The organism is Streptomyces sp. NPDC058195, from assembly GCF_042883525.1.
Lineage (GTDB): Bacteria > Actinomycetota > Actinomycetes > Streptomycetales > Streptomycetaceae > Streptomyces.
The window spans coordinates 40,377-61,288 of the sequence record NZ_JBHVVM010000025.1 but is presented as its reverse complement, the minus strand read 5'-3'; the positions used below and the strand labels follow the sequence as shown (position 1 = coordinate 61,288).

Genomic DNA, 20,912 nt, shown 5'->3' with positions numbered 1-20,912 from the left:
CATGACCGCCACGACGGCCCGGCAGGAGTGGCCCGACATCGACCCGATGACCTGGGGAGTATGGGACTTCGTGGCGCTGCTGACCGCTCCGGCCACCCGCCCGCCCGCGGGCGCCGCCCGCGCGCCGCGGGCGACGGCACCGGAGCGAGGGGAACCGCGACAGGCCCGCGCGGTGTGACCGGGGCCCGGCCAGACCCCGTGCTCCCCGGCCCCCGGCGGCAAGGCTGTCCACGTGCCCCCCGGCGCACGTGGACACCTTCCGTCCCGTGACCGCCCCCACACCCCGAAAAGACCCGAGTCATCACCGAGGAGACACCCGTGTCCGCTCACCCTCACGACTTCCGGCTCACCGCACAGGAGCTGACGGCGTTCGACCGGAACGGATATGCGGGCCCCTTCACGCTCTACGCGCCCGACGAGATCGAGCGGGAGTGGGCCCGGACCCGCCAGGACCTCCTGGACCGGAGCGGCGCGGTGTACCGGGACGACCCCGAAGGCCAGGACGCGGTGAGCCTGTCCAACTACGACCGGCACCTCGACAACGCCTTCCTCGCCGACCACATCACGCAGCCGCGCATCGTGGACCGGGTGGCCTCCGTGCTCGGCCCGGACGTGCTCTGCTGGCGCTCCGACTTCTTCCCCAAGTACCCGGGGAACGAGGGCACGGACTGGCACCAGGCCGCCACCTTCGCCAACGCGTCCGGCCGTCCGCAGGTCCAGTGGCCGCACGGCACCGGCCCCGGCGGCTGCCTCACCGTCTGGTGCGCGTTCACCGACGCCACCTTCGACACGGGCTGTCTGCAGTTCATCCCCGGCACACACCGCACCATGTACTACGACGAGAACAAGCAGATGAGCTACGACCCGGGCCGGAACATCTCCGTGGTGAAGAACGGCGTCCGGCGCGGCTTCTTCGGCTACGACTACCGCGAACTCCAGATCGACCCGCACTGGCAGCCGGACGAGTCCAAAGCCGTCTCGGTGGAGATGCGGGCCGGACAGTTCGTCATCTTCTGGTCGCGCCTCATGCACGCCTCACGCCCGCACACCGGCCGGACCCGGCAGATGCGCATGGGTTTCTCGGCGCGCTACGTCCCCACGTCCGTACAGGTCTACCCGGGAGCCTCGGAGGTCGAGGAGTACGGCGGCCGGGCCAGCCTGGAGCGCTACGGGACGGTACTGGTCAGCGGCGAGGAGCGGTTCGGCCACAACCGCGTCGCCATGAGCACCACGGCCGGCCACGCCTTCCGGCGCCGCGGCGGCAGGTCCCTCGATTCTTCCGGCCCCCACATGCGAAATACATGAGCGGGCGTGCGGAAAGACCATTTCTCGGCGCATCCCGCGATGGCTAATGTCGAGGTCGTTCCGCCCAACTGCTCATCCCGTTCGTGGAGTCAAGGAAAACGGGACGGGATCTCCGTGCGGAATCGCCGCCGTACCGGCGCAGCCAAGGCGGCGCGGAACGAATCCGTGGAGGAGCTATGGCAGGGCTCGAAGCCCTTCCCCTGGACGCGATCGTCCTGGCCGATGTCGCGCTCGTACTGGTTGCCGGAGCCGTGATGGTGCGCCTTGCCCGGCGGCTGCGACAGCCTCCTGTCGTCGCGGAGATCACCGTGGGGGTCATGCTGGGGCCCAGCCTGCTCGGGCTGCTGCCGGGCAACCTGACCGAGGTGATCTTCCCCCCGCAGGCCCGGCCGGTCCTGGGCATCGTCGCGCAGATCGGGCTGGTCCTCTTCATGTTCCTGGCCGGATGGGAACTGGACCTGCGACGGCTGCGCAGCCGGGGAACAGCGCTGGGCACCATGGCCATGGCGGCCATGGCGGTGCCCTTCGTCCTGGGCCTGGGGGCCGCGGCGGTGATCTACGGCGCGCTCGGATCCGGCGGCACCGACCGCACCGCCTTCATGCTCTTCCTGGCAACCGCCTTCTCCATCACGGCGTTCCCGGTACTGGCCCGCATCATCAAGGACCGCGGACTGGCCAGCACCCGGGTGGGCGCGCTGGCCCTGACCTGCGCCGCGATCGGCGATGTCACCGCATGGTGTGTCCTGGTACTGGTCGTGGCACTGGCCGGCTCGGGCGGTGTCCTCGACTTCGTCACCGTCGTCGCACTGACCGCCGTGTTCGGGGCCGTCATGGGCCTGGTCGTGCGTCCCCTGCTCGCGTCGGTCCTGCGCAAGGTCTCGGGCCCGACGCAGTGGGTCCTGATCAGCGCCGGAGTGTTCCTCACGTCGGTGGCCACCACCTGGATCGGCATCCACGCCATCTTCGGCGCGTTCGCCTTCGGACTGGTGATGCCCCGCCACGGACCCCAGTGGCAGACGGTGTCCGCCCCGATGGAACGCACGACCGCCCTGCTCCTTCCCGTGTACTTCGTGGTCACCGGACTGGCCGTGGACATCAACGGCCTGGGCGCGGCAGGACTGTCGGTCCTCGCGCTGGTGGTGGCGGTGGCCGTCATCGGCAAGTTCGCCGGAGCCTCGCTCCCGGCGCGGCTGTGGGGCATGCCCTGGCGGGAGGCATGCGCCTTCGGCGCCCTGATGAACACCAGGGGACTGACCGAGATCGTGATCCTCGGCATCGGCCACGACCTCGGGCTGATCGGCCCCGAACTCTTCACCGTCATGGTGCTCATGGCGCTGATCACCACGGCGATGGCCGGACCCGTCCTGCACAAGCTGGGCATGGACCAGGCCGGCCCGCCCCATCCGCCTCCCGTCCGACCGGCCCGCGACGAAGAGCCGGTTCTGAGCCGGTAACCCCTGGCCCTCACCGAACGGAGAACCATGCGTACTCCACGCCTCTTCGGCTACCAGCAGCTTCCCGACGGAGCCATCATGATCACCCGCCGATGCCGCACCACCCGCGTCGTGCGCGGCAAGGAGCAGGTGTCCGCACTGCTGTCGGCTCTCCGGAGCGAGGACGCCCAGACGGTCCTCTCCCGCTACGCGGGCCCCGCGCGCGAGACGCACACGACGTGACCGCCCCCGGCCCCACCGCATACCAGGTGGAAGGCGCCGCGGTCCGGCTCGCCCGGCACCTCGCCGGCACCGAGATCGACGGCCTGCTGAGCTGGTCCTGCCAGCAGGACGACGTCACGATCGAACTGCCCGGGATCTCCCTGAGGGTCGGACTCCACCACCTCCAGGATGCGGGAAGCCTCCGCTTCTGGGCCGTGCCCCACGGCCCCGGCCACACCCGCACATGGCTGCGCCGCATGCCCGCCACCGCCACCTCCAAGGACGTCGCGGCCCGGATCGTGTCCGACGCACAGGCCGTCTACCACGAGTTCCGGCGAGGGGAGGCCCAGCACACCCCGTCGTGACCGCCGACCCGCCCGGCGTCATCAACGGCGCCTTGCCGCACCGCCGTTCACCGGCCCGGCCCACCGGCCCGACCGCCGTCGGCGACCGTACCCCTGCCCCGCAGACGAGAGACTCCCGATGAAGACCGGTATCGCCCTGGTGCGCCATCCGCTGACGCAGTTCTCCTACGAATCGGTGCCCGCCGACCTCGGCATGTGGCTGCTGTGCCACGAGACGAAGAGCCAGATCCGCCGCACCAGCGGCGGTGCGGCCCCCGAGAGGATCACCGCCTACGAGCACTACGAGACCAACGATCTCGTCGACCACGACGCGGCACGCATCATCGAGACGTCCGACTGCCGCGGCATCATCGCCCTGTCCGAGGTGGACATGCTCCGCGCGGCCCAGCTGCGCACCCACTACGGCATACCGGGGCTGAAATACCCGACGGCCCTCCGGTTCCGCGACAAGGCCGCCATGAAGGAACACCTGCGCGCGGCCGGCCACCAGGTCCCCTCCCACCTCGTGGTCGACAGCGGCCTCGACCTGAAGAAGGCCGCCGACACCTTCGGCTACCCCTTCGTCCTCAAGCCCCGGATGGGCGGCGGATCGATCGGGGCCCAGATCGTGCGCGACGCCTCCCAGCTGCGCGAGGTGCTCGCCAAGGGGCTGCGCACCAACTTCTACACCCCCGCCCACCTGGAGGCGGAGGAGTTCGTCGAAGGCGACCTCTACCACGTGGACGGACTCGTCCTGGACGGTGCCGTGTGCCTGCTCACCGTCAGCCGCTACCGGTCGGACATCCTGGAGTTCTCCACGGTGGTCTCCACCCGGATGGTCGACCAGAACACCCCGCGCGCCCGGGAGATGAAAGTGTTCACCACCGGTGTGCTCGCCGGGCTCGGACTGCTGGAGCGGGGCACCCACAGCTACTTCCACTGCGAGGCGTTCGCCACACCGGGCGGGCCCGTGCTGTGCGAAGTCGCCGCACGGCCCGGCGGGCTGGGCATCGTCGACCAGGTGGACACCTACACCGGCCTCAGCACCTTCGAGCTGCTGCTGGCCGCCACCTTCGGCGACAAGGTCCCCGAACCCTTCGCCGACACCAGCGGCCCCCTGGTCGGATGGGTCGGTGTGCCCAAGGGCTGCGATCCCGAGGTGGTCCGCCGGGGCGTGCCCGCCGCCCACCTGGCAGGCGGGCGGATACACAACACCGCCGCGTCCGGGCAGCAGATCTCGTCCGTGGACCTCGACGGATTCGTGCTCATGCGCAGCCACGACGAGCAGGAACTCGACGCCCTGCTGGGCGCCGCGGTGGCCCGCGTGGCACAGGAGGCGCGCCGTGCCGCCTGAGAACCCCGCAACCCCGAGCGCCGACGCCGGCCGGAAGGACGCCGCATGACCCTCACATCGCACCAGGCGGAAACGGCCGCGCGACCGCGGGTCCGTGCCCTCGCCGCCTACTACGCCGCCGCGCTGGCCATCCGGGTCTCCGACGCGGGCATGCCGGTGGCCGTCGTACTGGTGACCCTCGACGGGCTCGGCCGCGGCGGTGCCGCCTTCGCGGGCCTGCTGGCGGCCTGCCTGACGTTTCCGCACATGCTGGGCCCGCTGTCGGCGCGGGCGGTCTCGCTGCTGCCCTCGGCCCGCAGCGGCCTGGTCACGGCGTTCGCCCTGTTCGCCGTGTCCTTCCTGGCCGCCGGAGTGTTCCTGCACCAGGGCAACCCGCTGCCGGCCGCGGCGGCCCTCCTGGTGACGGGGTTCTGCGGGCCGATCGCCACCGGAGCGCTCAGCAGCCATCTCGGCGCACTGCTGCCCGACGAACAGCGCGCCCAGCGGCGCGCGCAGTCCGCCGACTCGCTCACGTACGCCGTCAGCAACAGCGTCGGCAACTCGCTGGTCGGCGCGGTCGCGGCCCTGCTGTGGCCGCTGGCGACCGTGTTCGTGCTCGCGTCCCTGGCGGCACTCGCCTCGCTGCTCGTCTCCTTCATGCCCCTGGAGGAGACCGGACGCATCGCGCGGGGACAGGCGTCCATGAAGAACGTTCTGCTGGCCACGGTACGGATCCGGCAGCTGCGGGCCATCAGCATCATCACCTACGGCAACTTCATCGGCTACGCCGCCCTGGTCGTGCTGTCCACCAGCTTCGCCCGTGAACGCGGCCTGCCCGCTTCGACGGGCCCGCTGCTGCTCTCGGTCATGGGCGCGGGTTCCCTGCTCGTCGCCGGATGGTTCGTGGTGCGGCCGCTCGACTTCGACGTGGTCAGGACGGCGAAGTGGTGTGCCATGGGCGGCGGCGCCGCCATGGTCGTACCCGCCTTCGGCGACGTCTGGGTGACCGCGGCGGCCTTCCTGGTGGTCGGCGGATGCCAGGCACTGCTCAACACCGCGGCGCTCGCCGTGCGCCGGGAGGCCTCACCGCCCGAACTGCGCGAGTCGGTCTTCGTCACCATGGCCGGGATCAAGATCGGCATGGGCACGCTGGGCCTGGCCCTGGCCGGACTGCTCCCCTCCCACGCGATGAGCTACGGCTTCGTCGCCGCCGGGGTGCTCACCATCGTGGCGGGCGCCGTGCCCCGGAGCGCGAAGTGAACCTGATCCGCGTCAACGGAGCCGAACCCCAAAACGGCCTGGTCCCCGCCGACACCCTGGAAGGCATCGGCGCCCGGATCGTCAGCCAGCTCTTCACCGGCCTGTACGAATACGGCGCCGACGGCGAGATCCACCCGGCCATGCTCGACCGCCTGGACAGCGCGGACGACCGTCACTACACCGTCAGGCTCCAGCCCGGCTGGACCTTCACCGACGCCACCGCCGTCACCGCGCACAGCTACGTCGACGCGTGGAACTACGCGGCCCTGTCCACCAACCACCAGGGGCAGCGCAGCTTCTTCGCACCCGTCCAGGGCTACGAGGACGTGGCCGCGGACCCGCCACGGGCCACCACCCTGTCCGGACTGACCGTCCTGGACGACCTGACGTTCACCATCACCCTGCGCGCCCCGGACCGCGACTTCCCCCGCAGTCTGGGATGCCTGCCAGCCCGCCCCCTGCCCCGGGCCTTCTTCGAACGCGGCAGCCACGCCTTCGGACAGAGCCCCATCGGCAACGGCCGCTACATGCTGGCCGGCCCGGACGCCTGGCACCACGGCCAGCACCTCACCGCCGTGGCCAACCCGGACTACCGGGGCCCCTTCCGCCCCCGCAACGACGGCCTGGTCTTCGTCTTCTACGACAGCCTCGTCACCGCCCACGACGACCTGCGCTCCGGTCACCTCGACGTCCTCGACAGCATCCCGGACAGCCTGCTGAGCACCCGTCCGGGACACCGCGGCCGGCAGACCGTCACCACCCCCGTCGCCCTCAACTGCCATCTGGCCATCCCCTGCGCCCTGCCCGGCTTCACCGGGGAGGAGGGCAGGCTGCGCCGGGCCGCCCTGTCGCAGGCCATCGACCGCCCCCACCTGACCAGCCACGTGCTGCACGGCGCCCGTTCACCGGCCCGCGACTTCGTCGGCCCCGCGGTACCCGGCGGCGGGGTCGAACTCGCGGGAAGCGGCGTCCTGCGGTTCGACCCGGCCGCGGCCCGGGCGCTGTGGGCCGAGGCGGAACGCCACGCGCCCCTGCGGGAGACCTTCACCGTCGCGTACCACAGCAGCGGCGGATACGACCGGTGGGTCACGGCCCTGTGCCGCCAGGTGCGCGACGTGCTCGGGATCGACGTCGGAACCGAGGTCCATCCGACCTTCAAGAGCATCCGCGACCGGATCGCCCGCGGGGACATGCGGTCGGCCTTCCGCACCGGCTGGCGGGGCGACTATCCCTCACAGATCAACTTCCTGGATCCGCTGTTCACCGCCGGAGCCCCGGGCAACGAGGTCGGCTACGCCTCCGAACGCTTCGAGACCGCGCTCGGCAGGGCCAAAGCGGCCCGGAACCCCGGGGAGTTCACCTCCTGGGCCCGCCGGGCGCAGGAGATCCTGCTCGAGGACCTGCCGGTGATCCCCCTGTGGGACCACCGCCACACCGGCGGGCTCGGCGAGGGGGTCTCGGCCGCCTTCACCTGGAACGGCATGCCCGACTACCCCCACATCACCAAGCGGGCACCCCGCCCGTCCACGATCATGCAAAACGCATAAACGCGGGTGCGGAACAACCATTCCGTGACGCGACTGCCGGAGATTAGTGTCGGAATCGTTCCGCAGAACGTTGTGTCACTTCGATTCCAGAATCCTTCTCATTCGTACATCGGAGGTGCGGAATGAGTGCCGAAGCAGATATTCCGGAGTCCAGAACGGTGCATTCATCCGCTCTGGAGACCTATGAAACCGCCTCGCCGAGTCCCCGGTTCCGCGGTGCCGAACAGTCCGGTCCGGACAACGACGTCTGGGGTGCCGGCGATCCGGTGAAGCTGGGGCTGTAACCGGCAACAGGCAATACCTGAACTCTGCATCTACACACAAGGAGAGTAGACGTGACGATCGAAACCATGTCCCCGGCGGTAACCATGCGGGAGACCGCTGTTGCGCTCGTGGCCCGCGGAAACGTACCCGGGCCCTACGTGGACAGGGATGAAGTCGCCCGTATCGACCGCATGATCGCGCACCACCGGCTGAACATCGACGAGAGCATGAAGACCGCCAAGCGGCAGTACTCGGCGGAGCACTACGTCCGCACCACCGCCCTGCTGCCCAACGAGCTCGTCGCCGAGCTGCGCGGCGAGGCGAGGCGGCTCGCCGAACTCAACACCCGCCGCATCGACATCACCGTCCCGGTCACCGGGAACACCCCGCGCAAGCTGGGCAGCCTGCCCAACTCGCTCTTCCAGGAGCACAGCAAGCTGTTCACCGCGCTCTACAACTCCTCGGAGTTCCGCTCCGTGCTCTCGGACGCGGTGGGCAGCCCGGTCCTCGACGCGACCTTTGAGGACGAGAAGATCACCGGAACGCACCAGAACCGGGCGGGCGACACGCACGGCTGGCACTGGGGCGACCACGAGTTCGCCTTCATCTTCATCGCGGAGGCCCCGTCGATCGAGCACGGCGGCATGCTGCAGTCCGTGCCGCACACCATCTGGGACAAGGAGAACCCGGCCGTCCACGAGCACCTGGAGGCCGGAAACATCCGCACCTACTACCACGGCGCAGGCGAGTCGTACTTCTTCAAGACGGACACCAGCCTGCACCGGACCGTCCCGATCCAGAGCGAGGGCGTGGAGCGGATCATCATCAACCTGACCTTCGCCAGCGTCAAGGACTGGCTGGAGGAGAAGTCCTACGAGACCACTCAAGCCGTCTACACGGACTGAGAGACCAGAGATGACGAAGATCCTCTTCGCCGGGGAGAGCGACTGCGAGGAGAACCCGGGAGGGCACGATCTGCGGGCCACTCTGGTTCCCCAGGACGTCCGGCGCTACGTCGAGTGCGGGTTCGAGGTCGTCATCCAGCAGGGCCTGGGCGAGGGCATCGGCTACCTGGACCGCCACTACGAGCTGGAAGGCGCGCGGGTCGAACCGTACCCCTCCTGCTACGGCGGCAAGGACCTCGTGGTGAAGCTCAAGGGACCGTCCGCGGCCGAGATCGCGCAACTGTCCCACGGCACCACGCTGTTCTCCATGGGACACCTCTACTGCTTCCCCGAGCGGGAGCGGCTCCTGAGGCAGAAGGGCGTCCGCCTCATCGGGATGGAGACGGTGACCGACCAGCAGGAGCCCTCGGCGGCCTACCTGGCCGGCATCGCCGCCGGATCGGCGGTCGACCCGTCCGCGCTCGGTCCCCGGCCCGAGGTCGTGCTCGACCCGTCGGCATCGCAGGAGTACGTCAACGGACTGCTGCGGGGCCTGATGCGCTACGGACGCAAGCCCCTCAAGGTCCGCTGCGCCGACACCGCCGCCCCCGGCGACCCCACGACGGCCGCACCCGCGTCGGCTGTGCTGACCGTCGACCACACGGGAACCGCGATCGTCTCGCCCCGGGGCGACACGGCCCGGCTCGGCGAAGAGGATCTGCCCTTCGGCCGCGAAGGCCTGCTGGCAGAGGAACGCGACAAGCCCGTCCGCGCCATCGGCCAGATCCGCGAGGTCGGAATCGGAGGCACCAAATACGGCCTGGACCTGTACCGCTCCCGCAACGGCGGCCAGGACCCGGAGGTCCTGGTCCTCGGATACGGCAACTGCTCCATGGGAGCGTTTGAGCATCTGCGCGCCGAACGCGTCGACTTCACCGTCCTTGGTCGGCCGCAGACGGCACAGGAGGAACTGCCCGGCCGCCTGGCATCGGCCCGGCTGGTCGTCAACGGGGCCGAGACACCCGGGCAGAAGGAATTCATCCTCACCCGCCGCAACGCCGAACAGGACACCCCCGCCGGAGCCGTCGTCATCGACCTCATCGGCGGCTCCCCGGCGCTGCGCTCGCCCGTGGAGTCGTTCGAGTGGACGACCTTCCTGCCGGACATCCATTTCGAGAGGAACGGCCGGTTCTTCGCAGGGCTCTGGGGCTGGGACATGTACTACTCGATGCACGCAACGGCCCTGGAGTACAGCAGACGCATAGCCAAGGTGCTCGCTTCCGGTGAGTGCTACGCGAAATCCCTCGACGACTTCGCAGCCGACTATGCTTACGCCCTTCAGCTGGAGGGCAGTTCCGCGGAATGAGAGCGGCCGAAGGCCCGTAGGAATGCTTCCTGCCTTCCCCGCGGACGGGCACGACGAGGAGTCGAAGAGGAATGCAGGCACTGGACAGAACCCAGCTCGTGAAGGAATTCCAGGAGCTGGGCCTGCGGGACGGCATGACAGTCATCGTCCACGCGTCGTTGTCCTCGTTCGGACAGGTGGAGGGCGGCGCACCGGCCGTGGTGGCCGCACTGAGAGCGGCGCTGGGCCCGGAAGGCACCGTCGCGGTACCGGCGTTCACCCCGTCGGTGCGCGACCCCTTCCCCGAGGTGGCGGGCCCCGGTGACGAACTGGTGAGCCGGGGCCGCGACCAGGTACCCGCGTTCCACCCCGGCATGCCGACCGAAATGGGCGCGATTCCCAACGCCGTCCTGGCCGTCCCGGGCTGTCTGCGCAGCAGCCACCCGCAGGTGTCCGTCGCGGCCGTGGGACCACACGCGCGGCGGATCACGGCGCAGCAGAGCCTCGGCTACGCGGTGGGGGAGCGGTCCCCGTTCGGCACGCTCCGGGAACTCGGCGCCAGCATCCTGCTGCTCGGAGTGGGACACAACAGGAACTCGTTCCTCCACCACGCCGAGGGGATGGCCGCCGCCCACCGCCGCAAGCGCCGCCGCTTTCCGTATCTCCTGGGCGGAGAGCGGGTCTGGGTGGAGACCGGGGACGTCGGTGACGACAACGGCATGTTCTTCCCCACCGTCGGAGCCGAGTACGAGGACCTGCACCAGGACACCGGCCTGCGGACACGCACCATCGGAGAGGCCCCGTGCAGGCTGATGCCGAGCGTTGCGTTCGTGGACTTCGCGCACCGCCGCCTCGCCGAGCTGCTCGCGCAGTCACCGCGTCCCACGCCGGCACCGTCCGCGATCTGATCGCGGCAGTCATGCGATGAATACGCAAGGGAGTGACGGCGATCGTGAACATCGAGAACGAGCACGGGCTGCGGATCCTGCAGGTGGGGGCCGAGGAAGCGCTGGAGCGCGACTGGCACGAGGAGCGGCCGGACGCCGACGTGGTGCGCGTCACGGACCCCGATGTCACGGCAGCCGCCTCCCTGGAAGCGGCGGGCTTCGTCGTCAAGCCCCGGTGGATGACCTGGATCGCCCCCGCGTACGCGAGCGAGGACGAGTTCTTCCAGCGGATGTCCCGCCGCTCCCGCCGCAGCGCCCGCAACAGCGCCGGCATCCTTCTCGACAGGGGGATCGCGCCGGTGCTGCGTTCGCCGCTGACGGTGGCGGACCTGGACAGATTCCTCGGCATGTACGAGGCCCACGTGGCCACCCTGCGCAACGGAATCCCGTTCGCCCGCAGGATCCGGGACAGCCTGGTGGCGGAGCTGGACCGCTACTACCTGGTGGAGGCCCTCGACCGCGGCGGTGACGTGGTCGGCGCCTGCCTCTGCGAGACCGACGCCGAGGCATCCATCGTCCGTATCCGCTTCACCGCCCTGAGCTCCGGCGAACGCGACGGCAACCTCGCCCGCACGCTCTATCTCACCGCTTTCGGCGAAGCGCGCGAGAACGGGATCCGATGGGTCTCCCTGGGCAGCGACCCCAGCACCTACGGCCACCTCGTCCAGCCCGGACTCTTCGTCTTCAAGAGCCGGTTCGGGTTCTTCCCGGTCCCGATGGGGTTCCTGCGGCCGGATCTGACCGGCCACTACACGGCCAACGACGCGGAACGCGCACTGCGCCTGTCCACACTCTCCGACCCCAGCCTCTTCATCGGCTACGAGGGCCCGCCGCCGGAGCTGTCCGGTGCCGGACCCGGCCAGCTCGCCGAAGGCCCGGACGGGCACCCCGCCCCGCCCGTCGCCCTGCGCATGGAAGTGCTCACCCACGACGAGGACACCGACATCGCGCCGTACCACGCGAAGTACCTGACCCGGTCGACGCTCCGGGTGATCAGGCCGGACGGGGCCTCGCCGCTCCCGCGGTACGCCCGGTCCGTGGCGGTGTGAGTCCGGGCGCGGCCCGCGCCCGGCCACGTACGCACCAGGACGACGGCGCCACCCCGCTTCCCGGGGTGGCGCCGTCGCCCGTGCGGCCCTTCGTCAGGGCAGCACCACCACCTGAGCGGCGTGGGTCAGCCCCGCGCCGAACCCGACGAGCAGGGCCAGGCCGCCGCGGGCCACCGCCCCGGAGGACAGCAGGTGGTCCAGGGCCAGCGGGATCGAGGCGGCCGAGGTGTTCCCGGCCGTGACGACATCCTTGGCGACGACCGTGTGCGGCGCCAGGTCCAGGGACCTGGCGGCCGCGTCGATGATGCGGGCGTTGGCCTGGTGGGGGACGAACGCGGCGAGGTCGCCGGCCTCCACGCCCGCCTCCGCCAGGGCCTGCCGGGAGATCTCCGGCACGGTCCGGGTCGCCCAGCGGAACACCTCGGGCCCGGCCATCCGCAGATACGGCCAGGGAGCCTGGCCGTCCCGGACGTCCAGCCAGCTGTGGTCGTGGGCGATCATGTGGTGCTGCTCGCCGTCCGACCCCCAGACGGCCGGACCGATCCCCGGGGTCCGGGACGGGCCGACCACCACGGCCCCCGCGCCGTCGCCGAAGAGGAACGCGGCACCGCGGTCCGTCGGATCGACGATGTCACTCATCTTCTCGGAGCCGACCACCACGACATTGCGGGCGTCGCCGGAGCGGACCAGAGCGTCGGCCAGCCCCAGGGCGTAGGAGAAACCGGAACAGGCGGCGCTGATGTCCAGGCTGCCCGCGCCACGCGCCCCCAGCAGAGCGGCGACACGCGGCGCTGCGGCCGGTGCCTGCTGCAGGAAGGACATGGTCGCAACCAGCACCATGCCGACATCGGCCGGCTGGATGCCCGCCTGTGCCACGGCCTTGCGGGCCGCCTCCGCCGCCATCGTGACAACCGTTTCGTCCGGCCCCGCGAACCGCCGGGAGGCAATGCCGGAACGTCGGCGGATCCACTCGTCACTGGAGTCGATACGGGCACAGATCTCGTCGTTGCCCACCACGCGGGCGGGCCGGTACACGCCGGTCGCGAGGATGCGCGCCCCGGGCGGGCGCTCGGGCAGCCGCAGCCCGCCCATCACGCCTCCGCCCCGGCGGACGTCGCGGCGGGTACGCCCACGACGGGCAGGGCACCGTCTTCGTAGCGCCGCCTGCACGCCTGGCGCTGCACCTTTCCGCTGGATGTCTTCGGCACGGACCCGCGCCGCACGACGAGCACCTCGTCCGGGGTGATCCGGTTCCGCTCCCGTACGGCGTCGTGCACCCGACGGCATATCTCCCCGGCCCCCAGGGAGTTGAGCAGCCGGCCGTCGGCCTCGACGACCACCACGAGCCGCTCGCGCTCACCGTCCTCGCTGGAGAAGGCAGCCGCACAGTTCGGGTGCGCGCCCGGCACGGCCTGCTCCGCGGAGAGCTCGATGTCCTGCGGGTAGTGATTGCGCCCCTTGCGGATGATGACGTCCTTCACGCGCCCGGTGACGAACAGCTCGCCCTCACGCAGGAAACCGAGGTCCCCGGTGCGCAGATGCGGTGTGCCGGACAGTTCCGGGTCCGCGATCCGGGCCCGGAACGTCCCCTCGCTCGCCTCGCGGCGGCCGTGGTAACCGCCCGCCACACAGGGGCCGTCGACCCAGATCTCGCCGACCTGCCCGTCCACCAGGAGCCGGCGCGTGAGCGGATCCACGATCCGTACCCGGGTACGGCCGACCGTACCGCCGCTGCCCACCAGGGGGACGGCGTCGGCGGCACGGTCACCGACGGGCTGCGCGGTGCCGTTGCGCAGCGCCTCGGCGGACAGCCACAGCACGGAGGGCTCCCGGTCCTGGCGGGTGCCGGTCGCCTTCAGGGTGTTCTCCGCCAGACCGTAACCCGGGCACATGGCCCGCGGGTCGAAACCGTGCGGCGCGAAGGCGTCGGCGAACGAGCGGACGGTGGCCCAGCGCACCGGCTCGGCCCCGTTGGCGGCCACCCGCCAGCGGGAGAGATCACCGACGGCACCGGTCCTGCCCTCCGCGGCGGCCCGTACGCACAGCTCGTAGGCGAAGCTGGGCGCGGCGGCATGCGTGCCACCGAACCGGGCGAGCGCCTCCAGCCAGCGGGCAGGGCGGCGGATGAACGCCTCCGGGGCCATCAGGTACGAGGGGATGCCCGCCCACAGCGGCATGACCACCCCGAAAAGCATGCCCATGTCATGGAAGAGCGGCAGCCAGTTGACCACGGCGCCGTCCTGCCCGCACGGCCACAGCTCGTCGGTCTCGGCCACGTTCGCCACGAAGTTGGCATGGCTGACCATGACACCCTTGGGGTCGCCGGTGGACCCGGACGTGTACTGGAGCAGCGCGATGTCCTCGGAACCCGGCAGGGTCGGCCCGACGGCGTCCGGGTCGTAGCGCAGGGTGTCGGTGGCGAGCAGCGTCAGACCCTCCAGCTCCGGCATCCCCCCGAAGCGTTCGCGTAGCTCACACGCCACCTCCGCGGTGGTCAGCACGGTCGAGGTCCCGGCGTCGTCGGCGATCCTGCGGAGCCGCTCGACCTCCTCGCGGCGCCGTGGCACCTGGACCGGCGCACCGGCCACCCGCGCGTACATGCACCCCAGCAGGGTCCGGACGAACTCCAGACCGGAGGGGTACAGCAGCACGGCACTGCTCCCCGGCAGCCCCCTGGCCGCGAACGCCGCCGCCCGCATGCGGGCATCGCTGTGGAGACGGCCGTAGGTGAGCGTCTCGCCGGGCTCCTCGCCGTTGCGCAGAAAGACATAGGCGGTCTGGTCGGGCTGCCTCTCGCTGCGCAGCCGCAGGGCGTCCGCCAGGGTGTGCACGTCCACGGTCGAATACGGTCCTGTGATGGTCACGGGTCGGATCTCCTCATGCATGCGGGGAATTCGAGCGGGGGAGAGGCCGCCGGGGCCGCAGCCCTCAGCGCGCCATGGGCGCCGCGGCAAGCGTCTGCTCCACTGCCGCCAGGACATTCCTCGTCGCCACCGCGGCGGCCGGAACGACACCGGCCATGAGGAGATATCCGTGCACCAGGCCCGGAGCGGGCACATGGTGCACCGCGACACCGCCGTCGGCCATACGCACCGCCAGTTCGACACCTTCGTCGTGCAGCGGATCGAACTCGGCCGTGCCGATCACCGTGGGCGGCAGCCCGCGGTGATCGGCGTTCAGCAGGTCGATCGCCGGATCGGCACGGTGCGCCGGGTCCGGCACGTACTGGTCGTAGTACCAGCGCAGATCGTCGGCCTCCGAGAGATATCCCGAGCCGTACTCACGGACGGACTCCGACCGCAGATACGGATCGGCTGGCGGGTACACCAGCAGCTGCGCGGCGAAACCGACGCCGCCGGCATCGCGGTGGTGCATCGAGATCCCCAGGGCCAGGGCCCCGCCCGCACTGTCCCCGGCGATGACATGGCGGCGCCCGGGGAAGGCGCGGTCGGCCCACTCGGACGCGGCGATGCCGTCCCGCAGCGGACCGGGATGAGGATGCTCCGGCGCACGGCGGTAGTCGACCGAGACGACGACCGCGCCCAGCACGGAGGCGATCCGGCGGCAGACCGGATCGTGGGTGTCGACGTCCCCGACCGTCCAGCCGCCCCCGTGCAGGTACGTCACAAGACGCCCCCGGTCGGTGGGCGGCAGATACGTCCGGACGCCGAACTCCCCGTCGCCGCTGCCGATCAGCCGGTCCTCCGTGCCGATCTCCGTGTCCCGCGCGGCCTCGCCGCGCACATGGGCCACCTGCGCGGCGTAGCGCTCGCGCAACTGCGCCACGGGGAGCGTGCGCGCCGGTGGGGGTCGGCCGCCCGCCTGCCACGTGATCAGGGCGCGGACGAAACGGTCCATGGCCAAGAGGGCTCTCCTTGAGTCACACCAGCGGAGGATTCAGCGGTTTGAATCCGCGCAGCCGGCTGTACATGTGGTACGGGTACGGCGCGGTGACCGAACTGGCCTTGTCAAGCCGGGACAACTGCTCGGTCTCCAGCTGCCAGCCGATCGCGCCCAGGTTGTCCCGCAGCTGCCCCTCGTTGCGCGCACCGATGATGACTGTCGCCACTGTCGGCCGGGTCAACAGCCAGTTGAGCGCCACTTGGGGAACCGTCCGGCCCGTCTCGGCCGCGATGTCGTCGAGCACGTCGACCAGGTCGTAGAGCCGCTCGTCGTCGATGGGCGGCGCGGCCGCCGCCGTACGGTGCAGACGGCTCGCCTCGGGCAGCGGCTGGCCGCGGCGGACCTTCCCGGTCAGCCGTCCCCAGCCCAGAGGGCTCCACACCACCGCGCCGATGCCCTGGTCGTGGGCGAGCGGCATGAGCTCCCACTCGTAGTCACGCCCGGCGAGCGAGTAGTAGACCTGGTGCGCCACGTACTTGGCGAAGCCGTGCCGGTCGGCGGCGGCCAGCGACTTCATCAGCTGCCAGCCGGCGAAGTTCGAGGCCCCCACGTAACGGATCTTCCCGGAGCGCACCAGGTCGTCCAGGGCCGCGAGCGTCTCCTCGACCGGGGTTCCGGCGTCGAAGACGTGCAGCTGGAACAGGTCGATGTGGTCGACACGCAGCCGGCGCAGGGAACCCTCGACCGCCTTGATCAGCCGGGACCGCCCCGAGCCCATCTCGCCGGGATCGGATCCGGTGGGTGTGCCCGTCTTGGTGGACAGCAGCACCCGGTCCCGGCGCCCCGCGATCGCGGAGCCGAGCAACTCCTCCGACTTGCCTTCCGAATACACATCCGCGGTGTCGAACATCGTCACACCCGCGTCCAGACAGATGTCGACCATGCTCCGCGCCTGCTGTTCGCCGGTGTTGCCCCAGGCGCTGAACAGGCTGCCGCGGCCACCGAACGTGGCCGCGCCAAGGCTCAGGACCGGAACATGCAGGCCGGACGCTCCCAGCCGTCGGTACTCCATGACCCTCTCCTCTCCAGGGCTTGTGCGGTCACCAGTCGATGAGCGTCAGGGAGACGGAGAACCCGCCGCCCATGCCGAGCAGCAGAACCCGGTCCCCCCGGCGCAGCGCCCCGGAACGGGCCGCCTGGTCGAGGGTCAGCGGGACCGACGCGGAACCGACGTTGCCGAACTCGCTGACCGTGCGGTGCAGCGTCGCGCGCGGCAGGTCGAGCCTCGACCACAGGTCGTCGAGCATGACCCCGTTGGCCTGGTGCGGGACGACATGGGCGATGCCGTCCGGCAGCACCTCGCACTCGTGCAGGAACTCCTTCACGAGACCGGGCACCGTGTTGATGATGAAGTCCCGGACGGTGCGCCCCTCCATCGAGAAGTACTGCAGACCCGCGTCGTGTGCGGCCGGGTCATGCGGCTGCCGGCTGCCGCCCGCCGGAACGACGACGAGATCGGACATGTCGCTGTACATGTGGAACGCCGTCGTGCGGATCGTGCGGCCGGTGCCGGCCGGGCCGATGACCGCGGCACCGGCGCCGTCGCCGAACAGGATCACGGTCTTCCTGTCGGCCGGATCGAGGATCTGCGAGTACAGGTCGGCACCGATGACCAGCCCGTAGCCACCGGACCTGGCGATGATCCCGTGGGCCACGTCGAGGGCGAACGAGAAGCCCGCGCAGACCGCGTTCACGTCGAACGCCGAGACGCCCCGCGCGGCCCCGCCCAGGTTCTGGTGCACGAAGACCGCCGTCGCCGGCTGCTTGTGGTCCGGGGTCGAGGTCGCGACGACGATGGTGGACAGCTGGTCCGCGGTGATCCCCGCATCCTGCAGTGCCCGGCGCGCGGCACAGGTGGCGAGATCGGAGGTGGCCTGGCCCGGTCCGGCCCAGCGGCGCTCCCGGATGGCGGTCTTCCGTACGATCCAGGCGTCGTCGACCCCGGCGGGCGTTCCGACCTCGGTATTGGACACCACACGGTCCGGGACGTACGACCCGGTGCCGAGTATCGCGACAGGTGCTGAAGGCACAGGCATGGGCGGACTCATTCCGTGACGTCGGCGGGCAGGACGAAGTCCGTGGTGGCCTCGGGCCACTCCGGAACCGACTCGATCTCCAGCACCGCCGCGGTCAGCGAGTAGCCGCCGCCGGCGCTGACCAGGAGCACCAGGTCGCCTTCACGGACATGCTTCTTCTCCACGAGCCGCGCCACGCCCGCGAGCAGGTCGCCCGCGCCCAGGTGCCCGGTGTAGCGGCCCCAGTCCATCAGCGAGCGGTCGGCCGTGATGCCCAGGGGCTGGAGGAACTGAACGTCCATCAGGCCGTGGCCCATGTTGGGCATCAGGATCTTGGCGAAGTCGTCCAGCTTGTGCCCGGTCTTCTCGAGCACCGAGCGGACGATGTCCTGCAGCGCCACCTCGCAGCGCTGCAGCACCGACTCCTTGCCGACCTTGGCCAGGTACGACTTCTTGGGCTCGCGCAGGTCGTCGACCTTGGGCTGCGGGGCGGTGGTGAACGGGTGGTTGCCGCGGTGCAGCGGCTCCAGCGAGGCGTCGGTGTGCGACTCGATGGCGTGGATGCGGGCGAAGCCGCCTGCGGTGGACAGGACCATGGCCGTGGCGCCGTCACCGACGACGATGCCGTACGCGCCCCGCCACCGGTCCATGCCGGGCAGGCAGAACCGGTCCGACGTGGTGACCATGGCGCTCGTCCCGCGGCCGGCCTGGAGCTGGGACACCGCCAGGTCCAGCGCGACCATGCCGCCGTTCGACAGCTGCTGCACGTTCACCGCGAAGGCCCCGGTGACGCCCAGCTCCCGCTGGATGTACGGACCGGAGGTCCAGCAGTAGTCGCGGCCCTGGTGGTAGACCGACGCGTGCACGAGCAGGTCGAGCTGGCCGCCCACCATGTGCGCGGCGCGGTCGAGCGCGCGCCGCGCCGCGAAAGCCGCCATGTCGGGGACCGAGGTCTCGTCGGCGACGACCGGCAGACAGACCATTTTGTTGTCTTCGAAATCCTCAGCACCGTACTTGCCGTCGGCCACCGCTTCCCTGGCCGATTCGGCGGGCGGAATCCAGGCGGCTGCCGACGTGATGTAGACAGGAGCGTTCATTCTTCACTTCCTCCGAGTTCGATACCCGCGGATAAAATTCCTCCACCGGAATGAAATTCACGCTACCAGCGCCGACCCGATGGTCCGCTCATTAAATCCTCATGCCTTTTTCTTAATAGTGCACATCCCTGCCGCGGCGGCCGGACTCTTTGTCATCCGGTGAGTGACCGCTTTCGGATCACAGCGGGATGTTGCCCCGGTGCGCCGGTGAGGCCGGGACCGATTTGTTGCGCAGTGCGCGCAGCGCGCCCGCGATGTGCGTGCGGGTCGACGAAGGGGCGATGACCGCGTCGATGTAGCCGAGCTCGGCCGCCGGGTACGGCGTGCAGTAGCGCTCCCGGTACTCCCGTTCCAGCTCTGCCCGCACCGCCTCGACGTCGCCGCCCTCGGCCTGCACCTGTGCCAGCCGGCGGCGGTGCACGATGTTCGTCGCGCCCTGCGCCCCCATGATCGCGATCTCCGCGCTGGGCCAGGCCAGGTTGACGTCGGCGCCGAGGTGCTTGGAGCCCAGCACGTCGTATCCGGCGCCGTACGCCTTGCGTGTGATCACGGTGACCATGGGGACCGTGGCCTCCGCGTAGGCGTAGATCAGCTTCGCGCCGCGCCGGATGATGCCGCTCCATTCCTGGGCGGTGCCGGGCAGGAAGCCGGGCACGTCCACGAAGGTCAGGACCGGGACGTTGAACGCGTTGCAGGTCCGCACGAAGCGCGCCGCCTTCTCGGCCGCGTCGATGTCCAGGCAGCCGGCGAAGTGCAGCGGCTGGTTGGCGACGATGCCGACGCTGCGGCCCTCGACGCGGGCGAAGCCCACGATGATGTTCCGCGCGAACAGCTCCTGGACCTCCAGGAACTCGCCGTCGTCGACCACGCCCTCGATCGCCGCGTGCATGTCGTACGGCTCGGTCGGCGAGTCCGGGATCAGCGCGTTCAGCTTCTTCTCCAGGTCCAGCGGGGCGCGGTCGACCAGCGGCCTGCCCATCCAGTCCATGGCGTCGAAGACCGGAGCCTCGGAGGCGTTGTTGTCGGGCAGGTGCGACAGCAGCACCCGGACGTAGGAGATGGCGTCCTCCTCGTCGGCGCCCAGGTAGTGCACGTTCCCCGACTTCGTGCTGTGCGTCCGGCCGCCGCCCAGGTCCTCGAAGCCGACGTCCTCGCCGGTGACCGTCTTCACCACGTCCGGGCCCGTGATGAACATGTGCGAGGTCTTGTCGACCATGACCACGAAGTCGGTCAGCGCGGGGGAGTAGGAGGCGCCGCCCGCGCAGTACCCCATGATCAGCGAGATCTGCGGGATCTGGCCCGACGCCTGCACGTTGCGCTGGAAGATCTCCCCGTACATCGCCTGGGACTCCACACCCTCCTGGATGCGGGCGCCGCCCCCGTCGTTGATGCCGATGACCGGCCGCCCCGCCTTCATGGCCAGTTCCATGACCTTGAGGATCCGGCGGCCGTGCACCTTGCCGAGCGAGCCTCCCCGGTAGCTCGCGTCCTGGCTGAACACGAAGACGGTGCGGCCGTCGACCTGCCCGTACCCGGTGATCACGCCGTCGCCGTACTCACCGCCCGCGGCTGCGTCCGGCTCCGGGCGGGCGAATGCGTCGATCTCGACGAAGGAGCCCGGATCGAGAAGGAGATCTATGCGCTCCTGAGCGGTCAGCCGGCCCTTGGAATGCTGCTTCTCGGTCATACGGACCGAGCGTGCACCAATGGCTTCATGGCGTTTATGCAGGTCGTCGATCGCATCCCGTACAGTGCCCATTCTTCCCCCTCTGCCGGATCATCAGTCGTCCCCGGTCCTGACGGGGATTCGGATGATATATCTCAAGGCCGGAAGCGGGCTTGCGAAAATGAATTACCTATACGAGTACGTGAGGAAATCACAAGGCACTGTGCGTGATGCATTCAGGATATGAGCGGGCGGAATTCGAGGCGATGGCCCGATAGGCTCGCGACGGCCGCGTCCG

The 20,912-nt window shown here is 70.3% G+C and carries 20 protein-coding genes; 13 read left to right on the top strand and 7 right to left on the bottom strand.

The features are described from left to right. The first annotated feature begins 1 nt into the window (after position 1). From ACFVWY_RS26775 to ACFVWY_RS26715, 13 genes are all read left to right on the top strand, one after another. On the top strand, positions 2–178 hold the full coding sequence (locus ACFVWY_RS26775; RefSeq protein ID WP_389876932.1) for a hypothetical protein: 177 nt from the start codon (positions 2–4) through the stop codon (positions 176–178). 140 nt (positions 179–318) lie between these two features. Next, positions 319–1,305: a chlorinating enzyme gene (locus ACFVWY_RS26770; protein ID WP_389876931.1), complete on the top strand. Its 987-nt coding sequence runs from the start codon at positions 319–321 to the stop codon at positions 1,303–1,305. A gap of 176 nt (positions 1,306–1,481) precedes the next feature. Continuing rightward, a complete protein-coding gene (locus ACFVWY_RS26765) occupies positions 1,482–2,759 on the top strand; it encodes a cation:proton antiporter (RefSeq protein ID WP_389876930.1) in 1,278 nt (425 codons plus the stop codon). Positions 2,760–2,786: 27 nt separating this feature from the next. Continuing rightward, the gene (locus ACFVWY_RS26760) at positions 2,787–2,981 is read left to right on the top strand and encodes a hypothetical protein (protein ID WP_389876928.1); all 195 of its coding nucleotides are present in this window, start codon (positions 2,787–2,789) and stop codon (positions 2,979–2,981) included. Beyond that, a complete protein-coding gene (locus ACFVWY_RS26755; RefSeq protein WP_389876927.1) occupies positions 2,978–3,325 on the top strand; it encodes a hypothetical protein in 348 nt (115 codons plus the stop codon). The genes ACFVWY_RS26760 and ACFVWY_RS26755 overlap by 4 nt, the downstream gene beginning before the upstream one ends. Positions 3,326–3,443: 118 nt before the next feature. Next, on the top strand, positions 3,444–4,658 hold the full coding sequence (locus tag ACFVWY_RS26750; RefSeq protein WP_389876925.1) for an acetyl-CoA carboxylase biotin carboxylase subunit family protein: 1,215 nt from the start codon (positions 3,444–3,446) through the stop codon (positions 4,656–4,658). A gap of 45 nt (positions 4,659–4,703) precedes the next feature. Further along, a complete protein-coding gene (locus tag ACFVWY_RS26745; protein WP_389876923.1) occupies positions 4,704–5,897 on the top strand; it encodes a hypothetical protein in 1,194 nt (397 codons plus the stop codon). Then, on the top strand, positions 5,894–7,444 hold the full coding sequence (locus tag ACFVWY_RS26740; protein WP_389876922.1) for an ABC transporter substrate-binding protein: 1,551 nt from the start codon (positions 5,894–5,896) through the stop codon (positions 7,442–7,444). The genes ACFVWY_RS26745 and ACFVWY_RS26740 overlap by 4 nt, the downstream gene beginning before the upstream one ends. A gap of 122 nt (positions 7,445–7,566) precedes the next feature. Beyond that, on the top strand, positions 7,567–7,728 hold the full coding sequence (locus tag ACFVWY_RS26735) for a hypothetical protein (RefSeq protein ID WP_389876920.1): 162 nt from the start codon (positions 7,567–7,569) through the stop codon (positions 7,726–7,728). 51 nt (positions 7,729–7,779) lie between these two features. Then, complete coding sequence (locus ACFVWY_RS26730) at positions 7,780–8,613, top strand: ArpA protein (protein ID WP_389876919.1); 834 nt, start codon at positions 7,780–7,782, stop codon at positions 8,611–8,613. Positions 8,614–8,623: 10 nt separating this feature from the next. After that, positions 8,624–9,958, top strand: coding sequence for a hypothetical protein (locus tag ACFVWY_RS26725; RefSeq protein ID WP_389876917.1), 1,335 nt, complete (start codon positions 8,624–8,626; stop codon positions 9,956–9,958). Positions 9,959–10,029: 71 nt separating this feature from the next. Next, positions 10,030–10,845, top strand: a complete 816-nt coding sequence (locus ACFVWY_RS26720) for an aminoglycoside N(3)-acetyltransferase (protein WP_389876916.1) — start codon at positions 10,030–10,032, stop codon at positions 10,843–10,845. Positions 10,846–10,889: 44 nt separating this feature from the next. Further along, positions 10,890–11,933 carry a hypothetical protein gene (locus ACFVWY_RS26715; RefSeq protein WP_389876914.1) on the top strand — a complete coding sequence of 348 codons (1,044 nt, stop codon included), beginning with the start codon at positions 10,890–10,892 and terminating at the stop codon, positions 11,931–11,933. Between the two features lie 93 nt (positions 11,934–12,026). Here the strand turns inward: ACFVWY_RS26715 and ACFVWY_RS26710 are convergent, their stop codons facing one another. The 7 genes from ACFVWY_RS26710 to ACFVWY_RS26680 all read right to left on the bottom strand — a co-directional run bounded on the left by ACFVWY_RS26710 (position 12,027) and on the right by ACFVWY_RS26680 (position 20,707). Further along, positions 12,027–13,025, bottom strand: a complete 999-nt coding sequence (locus ACFVWY_RS26710; RefSeq protein ID WP_389876912.1) for a beta-ketoacyl-ACP synthase III — start codon at positions 13,023–13,025, stop codon at positions 12,027–12,029. Then, entirely contained in the window at positions 13,025–14,797 is a 1,773-nt protein-coding gene (locus ACFVWY_RS26705; protein ID WP_389876911.1) for a fatty acyl-AMP ligase, read from the bottom strand. The genes ACFVWY_RS26710 and ACFVWY_RS26705 overlap by 1 nt, the downstream gene beginning before the upstream one ends. 64 nt (positions 14,798–14,861) lie before the next feature. Next, entirely contained in the window at positions 14,862–15,791 is a 930-nt protein-coding gene (locus tag ACFVWY_RS26700) for an alpha/beta hydrolase (RefSeq protein ID WP_389877022.1), read from the bottom strand. 22 nt (positions 15,792–15,813) lie between these two features. After that, positions 15,814–16,848, bottom strand: coding sequence for an aldo/keto reductase (locus ACFVWY_RS26695; protein WP_389876910.1), 1,035 nt, complete (start codon positions 16,846–16,848; stop codon positions 15,814–15,816). Between the two features lie 28 nt (positions 16,849–16,876). Continuing rightward, positions 16,877–17,872: a 3-oxoacyl-ACP synthase III family protein gene (locus ACFVWY_RS26690; protein WP_389876909.1), complete on the bottom strand. Its 996-nt coding sequence runs from the start codon at positions 17,870–17,872 to the stop codon at positions 16,877–16,879. 8 nt (positions 17,873–17,880) lie between these two features. Continuing rightward, positions 17,881–18,948, bottom strand: a complete 1,068-nt coding sequence (locus tag ACFVWY_RS26685; protein WP_389876907.1) for a ketoacyl-ACP synthase III family protein — start codon at positions 18,946–18,948, stop codon at positions 17,881–17,883. Positions 18,949–19,126: 178 nt separating this feature from the next. Further along, positions 19,127–20,707, bottom strand: a complete 1,581-nt coding sequence (locus ACFVWY_RS26680; RefSeq protein ID WP_389876906.1) for an acyl-CoA carboxylase subunit beta — start codon at positions 20,705–20,707, stop codon at positions 19,127–19,129. Positions 20,708–20,912 lie beyond the last annotated feature (205 nt).